The 18,037-nt window shown below is 62.9% G+C and carries 13 protein-coding genes; 9 read left to right on the top strand and 4 right to left on the bottom strand.

Annotated features, from left to right (window positions below; genetic code table 11):
* Positions 1-100 precede the first annotated feature (100 nt).
* Positions 101-2,911, top strand: a complete 2,811-nt coding sequence (gene secA / locus JOE69_RS04150) for a preprotein translocase subunit SecA (RefSeq protein ID WP_309796321.1) — start codon at positions 101-103, stop codon at positions 2,909-2,911.
* A gap of 42 nt (positions 2,912-2,953) precedes the next feature.
* Here the strand turns inward: secA and JOE69_RS04145 are convergent, their stop codons facing one another.
* The gene (locus tag JOE69_RS04145; RefSeq protein WP_309796319.1) at positions 2,954-3,406 is read right to left on the bottom strand and encodes an Rv3235 family protein; all 453 of its coding nucleotides are present in this window, start codon (positions 3,404-3,406) and stop codon (positions 2,954-2,956) included.
* Positions 3,407-3,434: 28 nt separating this feature from the next.
* Positions 3,435-4,109, bottom strand: coding sequence for a LysM peptidoglycan-binding domain-containing protein (locus JOE69_RS04140; RefSeq protein WP_309796317.1), 675 nt, complete (start codon positions 4,107-4,109; stop codon positions 3,435-3,437).
* 155 nt (positions 4,110-4,264) lie between these two features.
* Between JOE69_RS04140 and JOE69_RS04135 the strand changes: the two genes are divergently transcribed.
* Positions 4,265-4,831, top strand: coding sequence for a hypothetical protein (locus tag JOE69_RS04135; protein ID WP_309796315.1), 567 nt, complete (start codon positions 4,265-4,267; stop codon positions 4,829-4,831).
* Positions 4,832-4,847: 16 nt separating this feature from the next.
* Here JOE69_RS04135 and JOE69_RS04130 read toward each other — a convergent pair whose 3' ends face one another.
* Positions 4,848-5,072: a helix-turn-helix domain-containing protein gene (locus JOE69_RS04130; protein WP_296364998.1), complete on the bottom strand. Its 225-nt coding sequence runs from the start codon at positions 5,070-5,072 to the stop codon at positions 4,848-4,850.
* A 124-nt stretch (positions 5,073-5,196) separates the two neighbouring features.
* Here JOE69_RS04130 and JOE69_RS04125 point away from each other — a divergent pair, with 124 nt between their 5' ends.
* The 4 genes from JOE69_RS04125 to JOE69_RS04110 all read left to right on the top strand — a co-directional run bounded on the left by JOE69_RS04125 (position 5,197) and on the right by JOE69_RS04110 (position 13,704).
* Positions 5,197-5,880, top strand: coding sequence for a CpaB family protein (locus JOE69_RS04125; RefSeq protein WP_309796312.1), 684 nt, complete (start codon positions 5,197-5,199; stop codon positions 5,878-5,880).
* A complete protein-coding gene (locus tag JOE69_RS04120) occupies positions 5,877-7,238 on the top strand; it encodes a CpaE/TadZ family protein (RefSeq protein ID WP_309796310.1) in 1,362 nt (453 codons plus the stop codon). The genes JOE69_RS04125 and JOE69_RS04120 overlap by 4 nt, the downstream gene beginning before the upstream one ends.
* 79 nt (positions 7,239-7,317) lie before the next feature.
* The gene (locus tag JOE69_RS04115; RefSeq protein ID WP_309801147.1) at positions 7,318-12,216 is read left to right on the top strand and encodes an NAD-glutamate dehydrogenase; all 4,899 of its coding nucleotides are present in this window, start codon (positions 7,318-7,320) and stop codon (positions 12,214-12,216) included.
* A gap of 27 nt (positions 12,217-12,243) precedes the next feature.
* Positions 12,244-13,704: a sensor histidine kinase gene (locus JOE69_RS04110; RefSeq protein ID WP_296364994.1), complete on the top strand. Its 1,461-nt coding sequence runs from the start codon at positions 12,244-12,246 to the stop codon at positions 13,702-13,704.
* A gap of 37 nt (positions 13,705-13,741) precedes the next feature.
* Here JOE69_RS04110 and JOE69_RS04105 read toward each other — a convergent pair whose 3' ends face one another.
* A complete protein-coding gene (locus JOE69_RS04105; protein WP_026544131.1) occupies positions 13,742-13,990 on the bottom strand; it encodes a WhiB family transcriptional regulator in 249 nt (82 codons plus the stop codon).
* Between the two features lie 266 nt (positions 13,991-14,256).
* Here JOE69_RS04105 and JOE69_RS04100 point away from each other — a divergent pair, with 266 nt between their 5' ends.
* The 3 genes from JOE69_RS04100 to JOE69_RS04090 all read left to right on the top strand — a co-directional run bounded on the left by JOE69_RS04100 (position 14,257) and on the right by JOE69_RS04090 (position 18,025).
* On the top strand, positions 14,257-14,709 hold the full coding sequence (locus JOE69_RS04100; protein ID WP_309796307.1) for a hypothetical protein: 453 nt from the start codon (positions 14,257-14,259) through the stop codon (positions 14,707-14,709).
* A 131-nt stretch (positions 14,710-14,840) separates the two neighbouring features.
* Positions 14,841-16,025 (top strand): UDP-galactopyranose mutase, encoded by a 1,185-nt coding sequence (gene glf, locus JOE69_RS04095; protein ID WP_309796305.1) that lies wholly within the window; start codon positions 14,841-14,843, stop codon positions 16,023-16,025.
* Positions 16,022-18,025 carry a glycosyltransferase gene (locus tag JOE69_RS04090; RefSeq protein ID WP_309796303.1) on the top strand — a complete coding sequence of 668 codons (2,004 nt, stop codon included), beginning with the start codon at positions 16,022-16,024 and terminating at the stop codon, positions 18,023-18,025. The genes glf and JOE69_RS04090 overlap by 4 nt, the downstream gene beginning before the upstream one ends.
* Positions 18,026-18,037 lie beyond the last annotated feature (12 nt).

The following is an 18,037-nucleotide window of genomic DNA, read 5'->3' as shown; positions in this document are numbered from 1 at the left end:
GCTCGCCGAGACGTGACTCACGTAGACTGATCACGCTGGAAACCGTCCAGGTGCCCGAACCGGGCCATCACTAGGCTGTAGCAACCCAGGAGCATGGAACGTGCCATCACTGCTTGAAAAGATTCTTCGCACCGGCGACCGCAAGACGCTCAAAAAGCTGCATGTCTATGCTGACGCGATCAATTCCTTGGAAGACTCGTTCCAGACCTTCACCGACGCGGAGCTGCGTGAGGAGACGGACAAGCTCAAAGCGCGCCATGCGGACGGCGAGTCGCTCGACGATTTGCTGCCGGAGGCCTTTGCCGCGGTCCGCGAGGGTTCCCGGCGGACGCTCGGCATGCGGCAATTCGATGTGCAGTTGATGGGCGGTGCCGCGCTGCATCTGGGCAACATCGCGGAAATGAAAACCGGTGAAGGCAAGACCCTGGTCGCCACCGCGCCGGCGTACCTCAATGCGCTCTCCGGCAAAGGCGTGCACATCGTCACGACCAACGACTACCTGGCCAGCTACCAATCCGAGCTGATGGGCCGGGTGCACCGATTCATGGGATTGACCAGCGGGTGCATCCTGTCGCAGCAGGAGCCGCCGACGCGCCGCGAACAATACGCCGCCGATGTCACCTACGGCACCAACAACGAGTTCGGGTTCGACTACCTGCGCGACAATATGGCGTGGAGCTCCGATGAGCTGGTGCAGCGCGGACACCACTTCGCGATCGTCGACGAAGTCGACTCGATCCTGATCGATGAAGCCAGGACGCCGTTGATCATCTCGGGTCCGGCCAGCGGCGATGCCAACCGCTGGTACAGCGAGTTCGCGAAGGTGGTTTTGCGCCTCGAGGTCGAGGACGACTACGAAGTGGATGAGAAAAAACGCACCGTCGGAGTGCTCGAGCCGGGCATCGAAAAGGTCGAAGACTACCTGGGCATCAGCAACCTCTACGAGTCGGCGAACACTCCGCTGATCGGCTTCTTGAACAACGCGATCAAAGCCAAGGAGCTCTTCAAGCGGGACAAGGATTATGTGATCCTGGACGGCGAAGTGCTGATCGTCGACGAACACACCGGCCGTATTCTGGCCGGCCGGCGTTACAACGAAGGCATGCACCAGGCCATCGAAGCCAAAGAGGGCGTGGAAATCAAGGCGGAAAACCAGACCTTGGCCACGGTGACCCTGCAGAACTACTTCCGGCTCTACGAGAAGCTCTCCGGAATGACCGGTACCGCAGAGACCGAGGCCGCGGAATTCATGGGCACCTACGGGCTCGGCGTGGTGCCGATTCCGACCAACAAGCCGATGGTGCGCGTGGACCAGCCGGATTTGGTCTACAAGAACGAAGTGGTCAAATTCGAAGCCGTGGTGAAGGACATCGTCGAACGGCACGAGAAGGGCCAGCCGGTTCTGGTGGGTACCACCAGCGTCGAAAAGAGCGAATACCTCTCCAAGCAGCTTGCGAAGGCCGGCGTCAAGCATGAAGTCCTGAACGCGAAGAACCACGCGCGGGAAGCCGCCATCGTGGCGCAGGCCGGGCGCAAGGGCGCGGTGACCGTGGCCACCAACATGGCCGGCCGTGGCACTGACATCATGCTGGGTGGAAACGCCGAGTTCAACGCGGTGGCCGAACTGGCCGCGCGCGGGCTCAACCCTGAAGAGACTCCCGAGGAGTACGAGGCCGCCTGGGCCGAGGCTTATGAGAAGGCTCAGAAAACCACTGAAGTAGAGCACGAAGAAGTCGTGGAGCTGGGCGGCCTGTACGTGCTGGGCACCGAACGGCACGAGTCCCGCCGGATCGACAACCAGCTGCGTGGCCGGTCCGGCCGTCAGGGAGATCCGGGCGAATCCCGGTTTTACCTGTCCTTGACCGACGACTTGATGCGTTTATTCAATTCCGGTGCGGCCGAGCGCCTGATGGGCGGCTCGGCGATGCCGGACGACCAGGCGCTGGAATCCAAGCTGGTCTCCAAGGCGATCGCTTCGGCGCAGGGGCAGGTCGAAGGGCGCAATGCCGAGCAGCGCAAGAACGTGCTGAAATACGACGATGTGCTCAACCGGCAACGCGAAGCGATCTACGGTGACCGTCGGCGGATCCTGGAGGGCGACGACCTGCATGAAAAAGTGCAGCATTTCCTCGAAGACACGATCAACGAAAGCATCGACGCAGCCACTGCCGAGGGCCACGCGGAAGGTTGGGACTACAAGGCCTTGTGGAGCGCCCTGGGCACCTTGTACCCGATGAGCCTCACGGTCGACGACCTGGCCGAGGAGGCAGGCGGCACCGGCAATATCACGGTGGAGATGCTCAAACGTGAGATCCTGTCCGACGCCCAGTTGGCTTACCAAAACCGGGAAACGGAGCTGGGCGCCGAAACCATGCGGGAACTCGAGCGTCGGGTGGTGCTTTCGGTGATCGGCCGGAAGTGGCAGGAACACCTTTACGAGATGGATTATTTGAAAGAGGGCATCGGTCTGCGCGCCATGGCGCAACGTGATCCGTTGGTCGAGTACCAGCGCGAAGGCTTCGTCATGTTCCAATCGATGATGGGTGCGATCCGCGAGGAGAGCGTCGGCTTCTTGTTCAATTTGGAAGTCCAGGTGGAAGAAGCTCCCGCCGCATCGGTCGGTATCCAGGCCAATCAACCCGCGGCCCTGCTCAATCGGGTCGGCGATGGCGGATCCGGGTCGGACGACGGGGCGGAGCCTGCTTCCGCAGCGAACCGTCCGGTACTCACCGCGCCCGGATTGGAAGCTCCGGAGCGCCCCAGCCAGCTGCAGTTCACGGCGCCGGATGCTTCCGGTGAAGCCGAGACCAGAGTGGAGCGGCGCGGCACGGGTTCCTCGGCAGAGAGCACCTTGCCGCCCTCGGCACGCAAGTCGAGCAAACCCAACAACAAGCGCAAAAAACGGCGCTGAGCCGGCGGCCCGGACGACCTGGCATTCAGCCGATGCGCGGGTTCAACCGATGAGCAGGGCGGTGACTTTCCAGTTGCCGCCCTGCTTTTCTATCCGCATCGCCAGTGCTCGGCACCGGATTCGTTCCGTGACCACGACGCTCAGTTCGTAAACCCCTGGGACTACGGCGCATGAATGCACCGAGTGGGCCTTGACTCCTTGGTGGAGTTTGGCGAACTTCGCCGGGTCCAATTCTCTGGCCCGTTTGCTCAGTTCGGCGCGGGCCAACAGACTGCGATAGACCGCAGGCACGAGCAGCGAGGCCAGTTGTTGGGCCTGCCGCGATCCGGCCAGCACCTCGAGGGCGCCACGGGCGACATGTCCGGCGACCCGGTGCACTTCCGCTCGTTCATCGGCGGCGGGCCGGCTCTGCCGAGTCCGCGATTCAGCCCGTACCGCACTAAGTCGCACCCCCGGCTCGTCGGACTCCCAAGCTGCAGCAAGGGCACTGTTCATTTCGGTTCCCCTTACCGAACACCAGGATTCAAGCCGGATCAGGCGCCTGCAGTTCCGACCCGGCCAGGAGCCGATCCGGGTCCGGGCCCACAGATTCCCGGTTCTGCGCATACCAGCGGGGCCACTCGGCGGCGATGTCGGATGCTGCAGCGCCGGCGCGCAGCGTCGTGGCGGCAATCGACCACAGGCTCTCGCCGGCTGCCACCACCCGGACGCTGCGGGTTGCGGCCGGCGGGGGAGCGGCGTTCGGCGGGGGAGTGGCGTTCCGAGGTTTCCACGCCGGATCCACCCCTCGGTAGGTCGGTTCGACGGATTCTTGGCCTGGTGCTTCCTGGGCGGCCGGCGCCGCGGGGTCCGTTGCCTGGTCGGCATAGGCGAGTGGCACCGTGGTCAGGTTGATGCCCAGCAGGGCGATCGCCAGACGCCTTATGAACCCCGGTGCCAGTCGCCCGAAGCGGGCTGCCAGACGGCGGTTTCCACGGGCGAAAAGCAGCGCTGCGGCAACTGCCGCGAGCATCGAAACCAGCCACCAGAGCACGATGGCGACCCCCGCTGCGATTGCCGTGGCGCCGATCAGATCGTCGAAGGTCGCCGATTGCCAGAAGCCGGTTCGTTGCCAGTCCGGCAAGGCGAAGCCGCCGAGCACGGTGAAGCCCGCGCCGAGGGCCAAAACGAGTACTCCGAGCAGCAGGTCTTCGGACAACGGTACAGAATGCCGATGAACTTGAATGCCTTTTGATGATGTTTGATGTGTTTTGAGATTCATAGAAGACATTGGAGCATCTCCTGGTCTTTTTGTCCATGCCTTTTGTGTGCCGTTCCCTTGACCTCTTCCTGCCGCGCCAATACGCTGTGCGGATGCGATGGGAGGGGTTCTTCAGAGATCTGGACGGCCAGATGTCGGCTTCGCAACAGCTCGGATTCGAATCCGAGATCACCGATCTGGCCCGCGCCGAGTCCGCCGGGATCGAGTTCGCGGACCGGATTCGTGGTTCCTCGGGTTCGTCTGTGACGGTGCAGTTGACATCGCGGCTGCGGTTCGACGGCGTACTGTCCCGGGTGGGGGAGGCCTGGTTCCTCTTGGAAACCGAAGTCCGCTCAGTGCTAATCCGCAGCGCGGAAGTGCTGACCGTGCAGGGACTTTCAGGTTCGGCGAGCCGGCCGAGCAGCGCGCTGCGGCATGGCTTCGGATCTGCGGTGCGTCTGCTGGCCCGGGACCGGGAGTTCGTCACCGTTCATTTGGCCGGGCTGGACGCAGCGCCGGCAACGATTTCCGGAACCATCGATCAGGTCGGGCGGGACTACTGCGAAATCACCGTGGTCCGGGATGGTGAAGCACGCCGGGTCGGGAATGTCGCGGGGCGGCGGATGGTGCCTTTCGCGGCGATCGCAGCGCTCTCGTCCGCGACCAGGGAACCACGGTGAACCCTGGTTCGCCGAATCAATCGGTACTGCCGGACTTCGCCCGGTTCTCAGCAATCTGGCGCTCGGCCTCGGCATAGCGGTCTTGGATGTATTTCTCCAACATCGCCTCTTCGATCCGCCACTGTCCCCGGCCGCCCACTTGAATCGCGGAGAGTTCGCCGCTGCGGACCAAAGCGTAGGCTGCCGGTGCGGAAATCTGGAGCTGTTCCGAGACGTCGGCCAAGGTCAGGAAGCGGGGCATGCCTCGATTTTGTCACCCTTGACCGGGTTTGGACAGCTTTGCCGTGGTTTTCCACAGATTTTCGGGGAACTGCTTGGCAGCCGGTGATCTGCGTCTAGTCTGGTGGGACCACGGTGACCCACAGATGGCATCGGCAGGAATCCGACGACGCGGCGGAGGCGGAATGACGCTCGGCACCCCGGCAACGAATCGGCTCAAGCGGCCGTCTTGGCGTGATCCCCGGCTCCTGGTGGGCATTCTGCTGGTCCTCGCTTCGGTAGCCGCGGTAGTGTCCCTGCTGGCCGGAGCCGACCGGACGACCGAGGTCTTCATTGCCAAACGGGATATCCCGGTCGGGCAGAAAATCACCGAAGACCTGCTGGACCGTGGCCGGGTGCGCCTCGATCCGGTGCAGGAACGATATCAGTTGGCTGCCGAAGGATTGCCGTCGAATGGATTTGCGGTCCAGCGCATTCCGCAGGGCGAATTGCTGCCGAAATCAAGCATCGACGAGGCCGCGTCGGTCGATCGCAGCCCCATTGCGTTCAGCCTGGACGAGAATTTGCCGGCCGGGGCGAAAGTCGGCAGCCGGGTGGATGTCTGGGCCAGCCGGCCCGATGTGCGGTCCGGCGGTTTCAATGAACCGGTGCGGCTGCTGGCCGGGGCCGAAATTTCGCAGCTGGAAAACAGATCCGGGGGCCTGGGCAGCAATCGGAGCACGTCGGTCTACGTGCTGGTGGGCAAACAGCAGATGCCCCAGATTTTGGATTCGCTGGCGAACAACGCCAAAATTTCCGTGGTGTGGAACCCTTCCGGCGGCCAGGGATGAGTATTCCGGTCGCTACCGTCGGCCGGGCGGCGGGTGACCTGGTCGCCGGTCTGGAAGGCTTGCGCGGGCCGATCGCAGTGGTCAGGCATTGCGCGGAACTTGCCGAGCTGATCGCCGTCTGCCAGAGCGGACTGGCCAGGGCAGCGATCGTCTCGACCGGCATCGACGAGCTCACCGCCAGCGTCCTGGACCGCTTCCGGCACCAAGGGGTGAGCCTCCTGGTGCTCAGCGACGACGGTGCGCAACAGCGGCGCCTGCAGAATCTCGGGGTGGCCACGGCTCCGGAGCGCAGCGGCGCCGTGGATCTCGCGGCGCAGATCTGCCGGCTCGTCGATGCCGGCCCGGAATTGGGTGTTGCCACGCCGTCGGGCGGGGCGGACCCGGGGTATGCGGATGCTTCTGCGCCGCTCAGGACGCACGCGGCGACGGATCCGCCGAGTGAAGGGTTCTTGCCCCAGGGCAGCCGCGGGCCGGCGGGGCCGGCGCCGGCCGGGGTTGCCGAGCACCGGGTCCTCGCGGTCTGGGGTCCGGTAGGTTCGCCCGGCAAGACCACGGTTGCCGTGAATCTGGCTGCCGAAGCGGCTGCCACCGGGGATTCCGTGCTCTTGATCGACGCCGACACTTACGGTCCGAGCGTGGCCGCGACGCTCGGTTTGCTCGACGAATCCGCCGGGATAGCCCAAGCCTGCCGATACGCGGAACAGGGCGTGCTCGATCCGGCGAGTCTGCTGAAGTCTTCCGTGGAGCTGGTGGTCGGGGGCAGCCCCCTCCGGGTGTTGACCGGATTGAGCCGCGCGGACCGCTGGCCGGAACTGCGCAGTTCCGCGCTGCGCCAGGTGTTGGACCGGTCCCGGGAGGTTTTCCAGACCACGGTGATCGATTGCGGTTTTGCCTTGGAAGCGGATGAGGAGCTCAGCTTCGACACCATGGCGCCGCGGCGCAACGGCTCGGCGTTGCTGGTGTTGTCCGAAGCAGATCAGGTGATTGCCGTGGGGGCGGCGGACAGCATCGGGGTGCCCAGATTGCTCCGGGCGCTCGATGAGGTGCTTTCCATCGTGCCGGCAGCGTGCCTCACCGTGGTGCTGAACAAGGTCCGGGCTTCGGCCGTGGGCCGACGGCCGGAAGCGGCGTTGCGGCGCGCCTGGGAGCGATTCGGACCGTCGCTGCCGATCGCGCATTTCCTGCCGTGGGAACCGGAGTCGGCAGATCGTGCTCTGCTTGCCGGGCAAGCCCTCCGGGAGGCGGTGGCCGACTCGCAGCTGCGCCGGAAGATCGCGGATATCATTGGTGCAGATGCACAGCGATCCAGAAGATCTGCTGTAACTTCAAACACAGCAGGGCGGACGGTTTCGCGCTAGTCTCATTCTGGGACCGCAAGGAAGCGGTCCTTAACTGCGACGGAGGCGTATTCCCATGTCGAACGGGTCCGAAGAGACCATGGTGCCCAATACCGGGACGACGAAACTGACTGAAGAGACAATCGACAGTTTCATCGACGACTATTACCAGCAGATTGCTGACGACGACCGGGCCAAGTACGAATCCAGTACTTTGCGCAACCGGGCACTCAAACATTGGGAGTTGGCCCAGAACCGGCCGCCCGGAACGGCCAAGGTCGCGATCGTCAATGAAGACGACCAGACCCGGCATTACAAAGAATCCATCGTTTACATCGTGACCGATGACATGCCGTTCCTCGTCGATTCGGTAACCGCAGAGGTGGTCCGGCAGAATGCGGCAATCACCTTGGTCGTGCACCCGATGTTCGTCGCGGCGCGGGGCAATGCCGACGACGAACTGATCAGCGTCGCGAAGGTTCCCGCCTACCTGGGCGTCTCCAGCGGCGACACTGCTGCGATGCCGGACATTTCGCACCTGATCGCGAGCGGAAACCAGTCTTCGCATCTGGAATCCTGGATCGCGATCGAGATCAGCCAACAGGACGAGGCTGCCGCCGAGGCGCTGATCGAGGGCTTGACCCGGGTTTTGGGCGACGTCCGGGCGGCGGTCGAGGATTGGCAGCCGATGCGGCAGAAAGCCGTCGGCTGCGCTGCCGAGCTGGCCAAAGTCACCGGCGGGGACCAAGTCTCCGATCTGCGCGAGGCCGAAGAGCTGCTCCGGTGGATGGACGCCGGGAACTTCACCTTCCTCGGCTACCGCGAATACGATTTGGTCACCGAAGCCGGCGAAGACGTGCTGATCAACCGCGAAGGCAGCGGGTTGGGGTTGCTCCGGGACGCCAAAGTCAACAAACAAGTCCAACACTTGACCGAGGCCGGCCGGCGGAAGGCCCGGGAAAAGCGCGCTCTGGTGATCACCAAAGCCAACTCGCGCTCGACGGTGCACCGGACCGGGTATCTCGATTACATCGGGGTGAAATCGTTTGACGCCGAAGGCAATGTCAATGGCGAGAAGCGGTTCATCGGGCTTTTCGCCTCGGTGGTCTACACGGGGTCGGTCCGGAAGATCCCGGTGGTCCGGGAGAAGGTCAACCAGGTGCTCCGGCATTTCGGCTTCCCACCCGATTCGCACTCCGGCAAAGACCTGTTCGCGGTGCTCGAAACCTATCCGCGGGACGAACTGTTCCAAATCGAGGTCGCTGACTTGATCGCGATCGCGGATGGGATCATGCGGCTCCAGGAACGGCGCCGGACCAGGTTGTTCCTGCGCCAGGACATTTATGGCCGGTTCATGTCCGCGCTGATCTTCATCCCACGGGATCGATACACCACCGCGGTTCGGAAACGGATCGAAGCGGAGCTGACGCAGACCTTCGGTGCTGTGAGCATCGACTTCGAGGCCCGGATGAGCGAATCTGCGCTGGCCCGGTTGTTCTTCCGGATCCGGCTGCCCAAGGATGCCGAGGCCAAAGCGAAGGCCCTTGAGGTCGACGCCGGTGAGTTGGAAGCCCGATTGGTCACCGCTGCGCGATCCTGGTCGGAAGGCCTTACCGAGGTGCTGTCGGCAGTGCTGCCCTCGGGCCAGGCGCAACCTCTGGCCGCCCAGTGGGCCGAAGCGTTCCCGGCAAGCTACCGGGTAGATTTCGAGATCGAAGACGCGATCGAAGATCTGCGCCGCTTCGAGGACTACGACCGCGATTTCCAGAATGCGCAGCGCAATGCGGCTTCGGCCGAATGCGGGCCCGGGATGAAGGTCTATCTGCCGGAAGGCGTGGGCGATGAACTGGAAGAGGATGCCCGGGTCAAGCTCTACATGGCACGGCCGAAGAGCTTGAGCCAAATCCTGCCGTTCTTCCACAACCTCGGCCTGGAGGTCCTCGATGAGCGTCCGTTCGAGATCCAAACCGCAGACGGCCGGGACTTCTTCCTTTACGATCTGGGGCTGAAGTATCCCCAGGGCATCGATCCGATCGGCACCGGCGATCTGCTCAAGGAATCCTTCGGCGCCGCGATCACCGGGGCCAGCGAGTCGGATGCCTTCGACCGGCTGGTGCTCCGCGAAGGCATGGGCTGGCGGCAAGTGGTGGTGCTGCGAAGCTATGCCAAGTATCTGCGCCAGATGGGAAACCCGAACTCGTACGGCTTCGTGGCGGACACCCTGCTCGGGAATCCCACGGTGGCCAGGGCTTTGGTCGAATTGTTCGAAACCAGCTTCGATCCGCAGATCCCGGATACCGACCGCACCCGGAAACTCGACGACGTCCGTGCCCGGCTCGCGGAAGGCCTGGACCAGGTTCCGACGCTTGACGCGGACCGGGTGCTGCGCCGCTTGGTCAACCTGATCGAGGCGACCTTGCGGACCAACTACTTCCAGTCGAAGTCCTATCTGAGCATCAAGTTCAACCCGACGGCGATCGAGGGATTGCCGTTCCCCCGGCCGAAATTCGAAATCTGGGTCTATTCGCCGCGCGTCGAGGGCGTGCATCTGAGATTCGGCAAGGTGGCCCGCGGTGGTTTGCGTTGGTCCGATCGGCGCGAGGACTTCCGAACCGAGATTCTGGGCCTGGTCAAGGCCCAGACCGTGAAGAACGCGGTGATCGTGCCGACCGGGGCCAAAGGCGGCTTCTACGCCAAGCTGCTGCCGGACCCGGCCGCGGACCGTTCGGCCTGGATGGCCGAAGGCATCGAAAGTTACAAGACCTTCATCCGTGGACTTCTCGATGTGACGGACAATTTGGTGGTTACCGAGGACGGCGAACAGATCGTGCCGCCGGCCGCGGTGGTCCGGCACGACGACGATGACAGCTATCTGGTGGTGGCGGCGGACAAGGGCACCGCGTCGTTCTCCGACATCGCGAACTCGATTTCGGCGGAGTACGGTTTTTGGCTGGGCGATGCTTTCGCTTCAGGCGGCTCGGTGGGTTACGACCACAAAGTCATGGGCATCACCGCCCGCGGCGCCTGGGAATCGGTGAAGCGGCACTTCAGCGAGCTCGATGTGGACACCCAGACCGAAGACTTCACGGTGGTCGGCGTCGGCGACATGTCCGGGGACGTCTTCGGAAACGGAATGCTGCTCTCCGAACACATCAAGCTGGTTGCCGCGTTCGACCACCGGGACATCTTCTTGGACCCGAATCCCGACCCGGCGGTCTCCTATGCCGAACGCCGTCGGATGTTCGAACTTCCCCGTTCGTCTTGGCAGGATTACGACGCCGCATTGATCAGCCGCGGTGGCGGGGTGTGCCCGCGCCAAGTGAAAGCCATTCCGATTTCCGCCGAGGTCCGCGAGGTGCTCGGGTTGCCGGCGGACACCGTTTCGATGAGTCCTCCGGAACTGCTCAGGGCGATCTTGCTGGCCCCGGTGGATCTGCTCTACAACGGCGGCATTGGCACCTATGTCAAAGCGAGCACCGAAACGCACGCGGAGGTCGGCGACAAGGCCAACGACTCGATCCGGGTCGACGGCAAAGACCTGCGGGTCAAAGTGGTCGGCGAAGGCGGGAACTTGGGGCTGACCCAACGCGGCCGGATCGAGGCCGCGTTGCACGGAGTGATCCTGAACACCGACGCGATCGACAACTCTGCGGGGGTGGACACGTCCGACCACGAGGTGAACATCAAGATTTTCGTGGACCGGATGGTCGCCGCGGGAGCTTTGGACCCCGTGGAACGCGCCGACTTCCTGGCCGCGATGACCGATGAAATCGGTCATCTGGTGCTTGAGGACAACATCGACCAGAATGTCCTGCTGCTCAATGACCGGATGCGGGTGGTCGAATGGAGCCCCAGTTACGAACGCTTGATGGATTGGCTCGAAACCCGGGCCGGCCTCGACCGGACGATCGAAGCCCTGCCGAGTTCCGAGGAACTCGGGAACCGGCTCGACGGCGGCCAAGGGTTGACCTCGCCGGAGCTTTCGGTGCTGGCGGCCTATGCCAAGATCGAACTGGCCAAGGCGCTGGCCGAAAGCGACCTCGCCGACGACCCTTGGTTCCGCAGAACTTTGCGGAAGTACTTCCCGAAGCAATTGGCGGAGCGTTTCGACGCGGAATTGGATTCGCATCCCCTGCGCCGGGCGATCATCGCCACCGTGGTGGCCAACGACATGATCAACATCGGCGGCATCACCTTCGCCTTCCGGGCGATCGAGGAGACGAACGCTTCCGAAGCGGTGCTGGCCAAAGCCTTCGTGGCGTTGCGCGAGATCTACCAACTGGACGAAATGGCGGCCGCCCTGGCCGCTTTGCCGCCGTCATTCCCGACCGAGCACTGGTCCAATATCCATCTCGACATGCGCCGGCTCCTGGACCGGGCCGTGCGCTGGCTGGTGAACCATTCAGCCACCTCGCAACCGATCTCCGACGTCGTCGCGAAGTTCGGCCCGATCGTCGAAAAGCTACGTTCGGAACTGAGCGGACTGCTTGACGGGGTCGATCGCGACCGGGCGCAGGCCTGGCGGGACAAGGCGTCCGGTTGGGGCGTGCCAGCGGACTTGGCGAACCGCTGGTCGGAGATGTTCGAGAGCTTCGCCTTGCTGGATATTGCCCGGATCAAGGACCAGATCGACGAACCCGTGGACGCGGTGGCCCGGGTCTATTATGCGATTTTCGCGGAATTCGGCGTGGATGGCCTGTTGGAGCGGATCTCTGCCTTGCCGCGCAGGGACCGTTGGCAAGCACTGGCCAGAGCCGCGTTGCGCGACGACCTGTATTCGACCACGGCGGACATGACCATCGCCGTGATGAATGCGACGTCCGCGGATGGCGGACGCGAACTTGATCCGCATGCCCGGATCACCGCTTGGGCCGGGCAGAACGCCGAGCAACTGGCCCGGGCGCGGTCGATGTTCGAAGAGGTCAACCAGCTCGAACAGGACGACATGGCCTCTTTGTCGGTAGCCTTGAGGTTGCTCCGTTCGATTGTCCGGAGGTAGTCCTGCAGGCTGGAAGGCGGCGCTCCCGTGGCGATATTCACTGATCCGATCCGGGAGCACGCCGACTTCGGCCCAGGAGATGCCGAATGGCTGCATCTGCTGGTCGGGGACTGGCAGCTGATCGCGGATCTGGCTTTCGCGGATCTTGCGCTCTGGTTCCCGGACCCGGAAGGCGGGTTCTTGGCCTTGGCGCACGTCCGGCCGTCCACTACGCACACTGTTTTCCACAAGGATTTCGTGGGGGAGAAGCTGCGGGGGGACCTGCGGCCGCTGGTCGAACGGGCTTGGCTGAGCAAAACCATCGAACGGGCTGCCGAGGCCAGCTGGAATTCCGAGATGGCAGTGCGGGTCGATGCCGTGCCGATGGTGCGCAATGGTCGGACCCTGGCCGTGGTGACCTCGCATATGGACGTCTCATCGTCCCGGTTGCCGTCCCGCTTGGAGCTGACCTATCGGCAGAGCGCCTATGACCTGCTGCGGATGGGGACCATGGGGCTGTGGCCGGATTTTGCTTCGCCGACCGGGTCGCGGCGTGGTGCGCCGCGGGTCGGGGACGGATTCATCAGGCTCGACGCCGAGGGGGTCGTGCAGTATGCCAGCCCCAATGGCGTCTCGGCGTTTCGGCGGCTGGGCGGCATCGAGTCGCTCGAAGGCAGTTCGCTCGCCGAGGTCACCGCGGACTTGCTGCACGAACGCCGGATGATCGACGAAACCCTGCCCCTGGTGGTCACCGGCCGGATGCCCTGGCGGACCGAAATCGAATCGCGCGGGGTGAGCTTGTCACTGCGGGCGATCCCGCTGCGGGATCAGGAACGGCGGTTCGGTGCCGTGGTCTTGTGCCGGGACGTGACCGAGTTGCGTCGGCGCGAGCTCGAGTTGGTGAGCAAGGACGCCACGATCAGGGAGATCCACCACCGGGTCAAGAACAATTTGCAGACGGTTGCCGCGCTGCTGCGGATGCAGTCGCGCCGGATGCAGTCCGAGGAGGGCAAGCACGGATTGGAACAGGCGATGCGGCGAGTGGCCACGATCGCATTGGTGCATGAGACGCTCTCCCAGGGGCTGACCCAGAACGTCGATTTCGATGAGGTGATCGGCCGCCAGTTCCGATTGGCGGCCGAGGTCGCTTCGCCCTTGCAGGAAGTGCATACCGAGCGGGAGGGGGAATTCGGCGATCTGCCCAGTGATTTGGCCACCCCGCTGGCCCTGGTGATCAACGAATTGGTGACCAACGCCGTCGAACACGGATTGGAGGAACGCGGCGGGACAGTCCGGCTGATCGCCGAGCGGTTCCTGGCGGCCGGCGATTCGGAAATGTTGCGGGTCACCGTGGCCGATGACGGGGTGGGTCTGCCGGAAACTCCGCACAAAGAGGGCCTGGGGCTGCAGATCGTGCGAACTCTGGTGATGAGCGAATTGAAGGGCTCAATCCGCTGGTTGCCCGGAGCAGACGGTGGAACTGCCGTGGAAATCGAGCTTCCGGTCTGACCCCGGGGCGGGAATCCAGCTCCGGGGATGGGGAAATTCAGCTGGCGCGACGGGCCCGGGCGGCGCGGCGCTTGAGGGCGCGGCGCTCGTCTTCGCTCATGCCGCCCCAGACACCGGCGTCCTGGCCGCTCTCGATGGCCCACTGCAGGCAGGTGTCGACCACCTGGCAGCGGCGGCAAACGCTTTTGGCTTCTTCAATCTGGAGCAAGGCAGGCCCGGTGTTCCCCACGGGGAAGAAAAGCTCCGGGTCCTTGTCGAGGCAGGCTGCGCGGCTACGCCAATCCATGCTGATCACTTACTCCTTACAAGTATCTCAACTGCCTTGTGAAAAGATTCACGAGCAGTTGCATAAGAAAAGGGGCTGCGTTGAGCTGTACTTCTGCTGTACATCTTTCGAGGCAGGCCCCTGGGGTCACTGCTATTAAGCGTTTCACGTTAACAGTGTGTAAACAAGGGGTGAAAGCCAACAACTTGCCAAGAAACGTGAGCGATACGTCACATTCTGCGCTGCGCCGCATCCCGTCCCATGAATATCTCCGGTAGGGTGCCAGTGTGTCAAGAGCTATCGATCCGAAGTCCGAACCGCCCGTCGAATCTGCCCGTACGGTCGCCCCTGCAGGCCGGCCGTGGGGGGTTTGGGCGATCAGCGCGGTGCTGGGCCTCGAAGCGGCAGCCTTGCTGATCACCGCAGCGGTGTATGTCATCGGCCTGTTCACGGTCCAAGTGGAGACCTTCGGCGGCGCGGTGTTCCTGACTGTCTTGCTGTTCTTGCTCGGTGCGGCCCTGGCTGCTGCCGCGGTACAGCATTTCCGCGGCTACCGGTGGACCCGGGCCGCGGCGTTCGTTTGGCAGCTGCTGATGCTCACGATCGCGGTGCCGACGCTGACCGGGGGATACCTCTGGGGCTTGGCGCTGCTGCTTCCACCGTTGCTGGTGCTGGTCTTGCTGTTCTTCCCGAGCGTCGTCGCGTTCACCATGCGCCGGAATGATTCGGGAGCGCTCTAGAGCTTGCCGGCGTGGTCTTGGCCCGGCTCCTTGCGGGCCCCGCTAATACCGGCTTATCCAGTAGTGTCGGGTAATCTTAGATGGATTGTGCGGGCGCGGGGGTGCCCGGAAACTTTGAACCAGGAGAATGAGTGAACGCTGATCTAGTTGTTGTTGGTTCGGGCTTTTTTGGCCTGACGATCGCCGAAAGAGCCGCCACTGAGCTCGGTTTGAAGGTCGTGGTGTTGGATCGACGGCACCACATCGGAGGCAATGCCTACAGCGAGAACGAAGCCCAGACCGGCATCGAAGTGCACCGCTATGGCGCGCATCTTTTCCACACTTCGAACGAGAAGGTCTGGGACTACGTCAGCCGGTTCACGAAATTCACCGACTATCAGCACAAGGTCTACACCAATCACAAGGGTGAAGTTTTCCCGATGCCGATCAACCTCGGCACGATCAATCAATTTTTCCGGGCTTCCATGGGCCCCGCGGAAGCCCGGGCGCTGATCCAGGAGCAGGCCGGCGAGTTGGCAGGCACCGACCCGCAGAATCTGAACGACAAAGGCATCCAACTGATCGGCCGACCGCTGTACGAGGCCTTCATCAAGCACTACACCGGCAAGCAATGGCAGACCGATCCCAAAGACTTGCCAGCGGAGATCATTTCGAGATTGCCGGTCCGCTACACCTACGACAACCGCTACTTCAACGACAAATACGAAGGCCTTCCGGTAGACGGGTACACCGCCTGGATCGAGCGGATGGCAGATCACCCGAACATCACGGTCCAACTCAATACCGATTTCTTCGATGACGGCGAATTCGGCCGCTCCGCAGTGCTGGGCCAGACGCCGGTGGTTTACACCGGACCAGTCGACAAGTACTTCGACTATGCCGAAGGCGATCTTTCCTGGCGGACCATCGACCTCGAAGAAGAGGTCCTGCCGATGGAGGATTTCCAAGGTTGCGCGGTGATGAACTATCCGGATGACGATGCGAAATACACCAGGATCCACGAATTCCGCCACTTCCACCCGGAACGCGATTACACCAAGGACGCCACCGTGATCATGCGGGAGTTCTCCCGGTTTGCGGAAAAGGGCGACGAACCGTATTACCCGGTGAACACGGCCGAAGACCGCCGTAAACTGCTCGCCTACCGCGACCTGGCGAAAGGCGAGCAATCGGTGCTCTTCGGCGGCCGGTTGGGCACCTACAAGTATTTGGACATGCACATGGCCATCGGCTCGGCATTGACGATGTTCGAAAACAAGATCAAACCGCATTTCAGCGGTGGTGGCCTCCTGGAAAGCGGGGGAGTCGACGCATGAGCGACGGCGACGGGAACTGGAACTTATTGCAACGGGTGATCCTGCCCAGCAGCGGTCAAGTGGATACCATCCCGTTGTACGTCGACGCCGGTTCGGTGAACGGCGTCCGGCTCGTCGAAAACGATACGATGTACCGCTCGCCCAAGAAGGTCGAGGACAAGCTCCGGCTTTTGAGCTCGACGCCCAGGGAAGCGCATATCGAGGATTTGCTCAGCCGGACATCTTTGCGCGTGGTCGCCGGCGACCGGCTTTCCTTGGGCACCTACTTCAACGCTTTCCCGGCAAGCTATTGGCGGAGGTGGACGAACGTCCGTGATATCCGGCTTTCGGTGCGTACCAAAGGCGACGGCGCCGTCGTCGTGTACAAATCGAATGCCAGGGGATCGCTGCAACGGGTCGCAAGCGAGCGCGTCACCGGAGAACAGGAAAGTACCTTCGAGCTCTCGCTGAAGCCATTCGGCGACGGCGGTTGGTACTGGTTCGATTTGGCGGCCGGAAGCTCTGAGCTGGTTATGCTCGGTGCAGATTGGTCGACCCGGGAGCGCCCGAGGAATGCCCGACCCGGCTCGGTTACGCTGGAAATCACCACGCTGAACAAACCGGACTATTGCTTGAGCAACTTGCGCACGCTGTCCGAGAACCTCGAAGTCCTCGATGCGGTCCGGGAATTCTTGATTGTCGATCAGGGCTCGCAGAAAGTTGCCGACGAACCCGGGTTCGACGAAGTCGCGCAGCGATTCGGCGGGCGCCTGCGGATCATCGATCAAGCCAATCTCGGCGGCTCCGGAGGTTTTTCCCGCGGGATGTACGAAGCGGTCGAGTCCGGTAACGACTATGCCTTGATCATGGACGATGACATTGTCATCGAGCCGGAGAGCATTCGGCGGGTGTTGTGTTTCGCCGATTACTGCCGCAAGCCCACGATTGTGGGCGGCCATATGTTCGATCTGTACAACCGGACCGTGTTGCACACGTTCGGTGAAGTTGTTGACGCTTATCGGATCCAGCCCGCGCTGCCGCATGAAGAGATGCAGCTGGGCCATGAGTTCGGTGTGGTCAACCTCCGCCAGGCGTCCTGGATGCACCGCCGGGTGGATGTGGACTACAACGGTTGGTGGATGTGCTTGATCCCCACGGAAGTGATCCGGGAGATCGGACTCGCGTTGCCGATTTTCATCAAATGGGACGACGCGGAATACGGTTTGCGGGCCAAAGAAGCCGGATATCCGACGGTTTCGCTCCCCGGTTCTGCGGTGTGGCATGTTTCCTGGGCGGACAAGGACGATTTGGTCGGTTGGCAGGCCTATTTCCATGAGCGGAACCGGACGATCACTGCTCTGTTGCATTCCCCTTTCCCAAAAGGGGGGCGAGTGCTCCGGGAATCCGTGCAGCAAGACGTCAAACATTTGGTTTCGATGCAGTACTTCACCGAACATGGCCGGATCATGGCGATGGAAGACCTGCTTGCCGGGCCCGAGCACTTGCACCGGCTGCTCGCGGAGCGCCTGCCGCAGATCAATGCCCTGCGCGAACGCTATCCGGATGCGCAAACCAAGGACGACATCGACGACTTCCCGCATCCCAAGGTGACCAAGGGACCACACCGAAGCGTGGCTGCCGGGATGCCGGCCAAAAAAGATCTGATCCCTTGGGCATTGCGGACGGTAGTCCGTCAGCTCGTGCAGAAGCCGGCCCCGAACAGCGCCGAATTCCCGCAAGCCGTTTTGGCCCACCGGGACAACCGTTGGTGGCGGACCGCCGGTTACGACAGCATCGTGGTGACCAATGCGGAGGGCACCGGGGCGTCCTGGTACCAACGGGATCCCGCAAGACTGCGCGAAATGTTGGCCAAATCAACCCGATTGCACTGGCGGATCCGCAATGAATGGGAGCAGCTAGCGGCCAGATACCAGGCTGCGGCGCCGCGAATTTCCTCGATCGATGCCTGGAAGGCGACCTTCGAAAAGCACACGATTGCAGACTCCAAGGACAAGTCTTGAGCCAAACCGAGA

Source organism: Arthrobacter russicus, assembly GCF_031454135.1.
Lineage (GTDB): Bacteria > Actinomycetota > Actinomycetes > Actinomycetales > Micrococcaceae > Renibacterium > Renibacterium russicum.
Note: the sequence above shows the minus strand (reverse complement) of the source record. Positions and strands in the feature narration are given on the sequence as shown.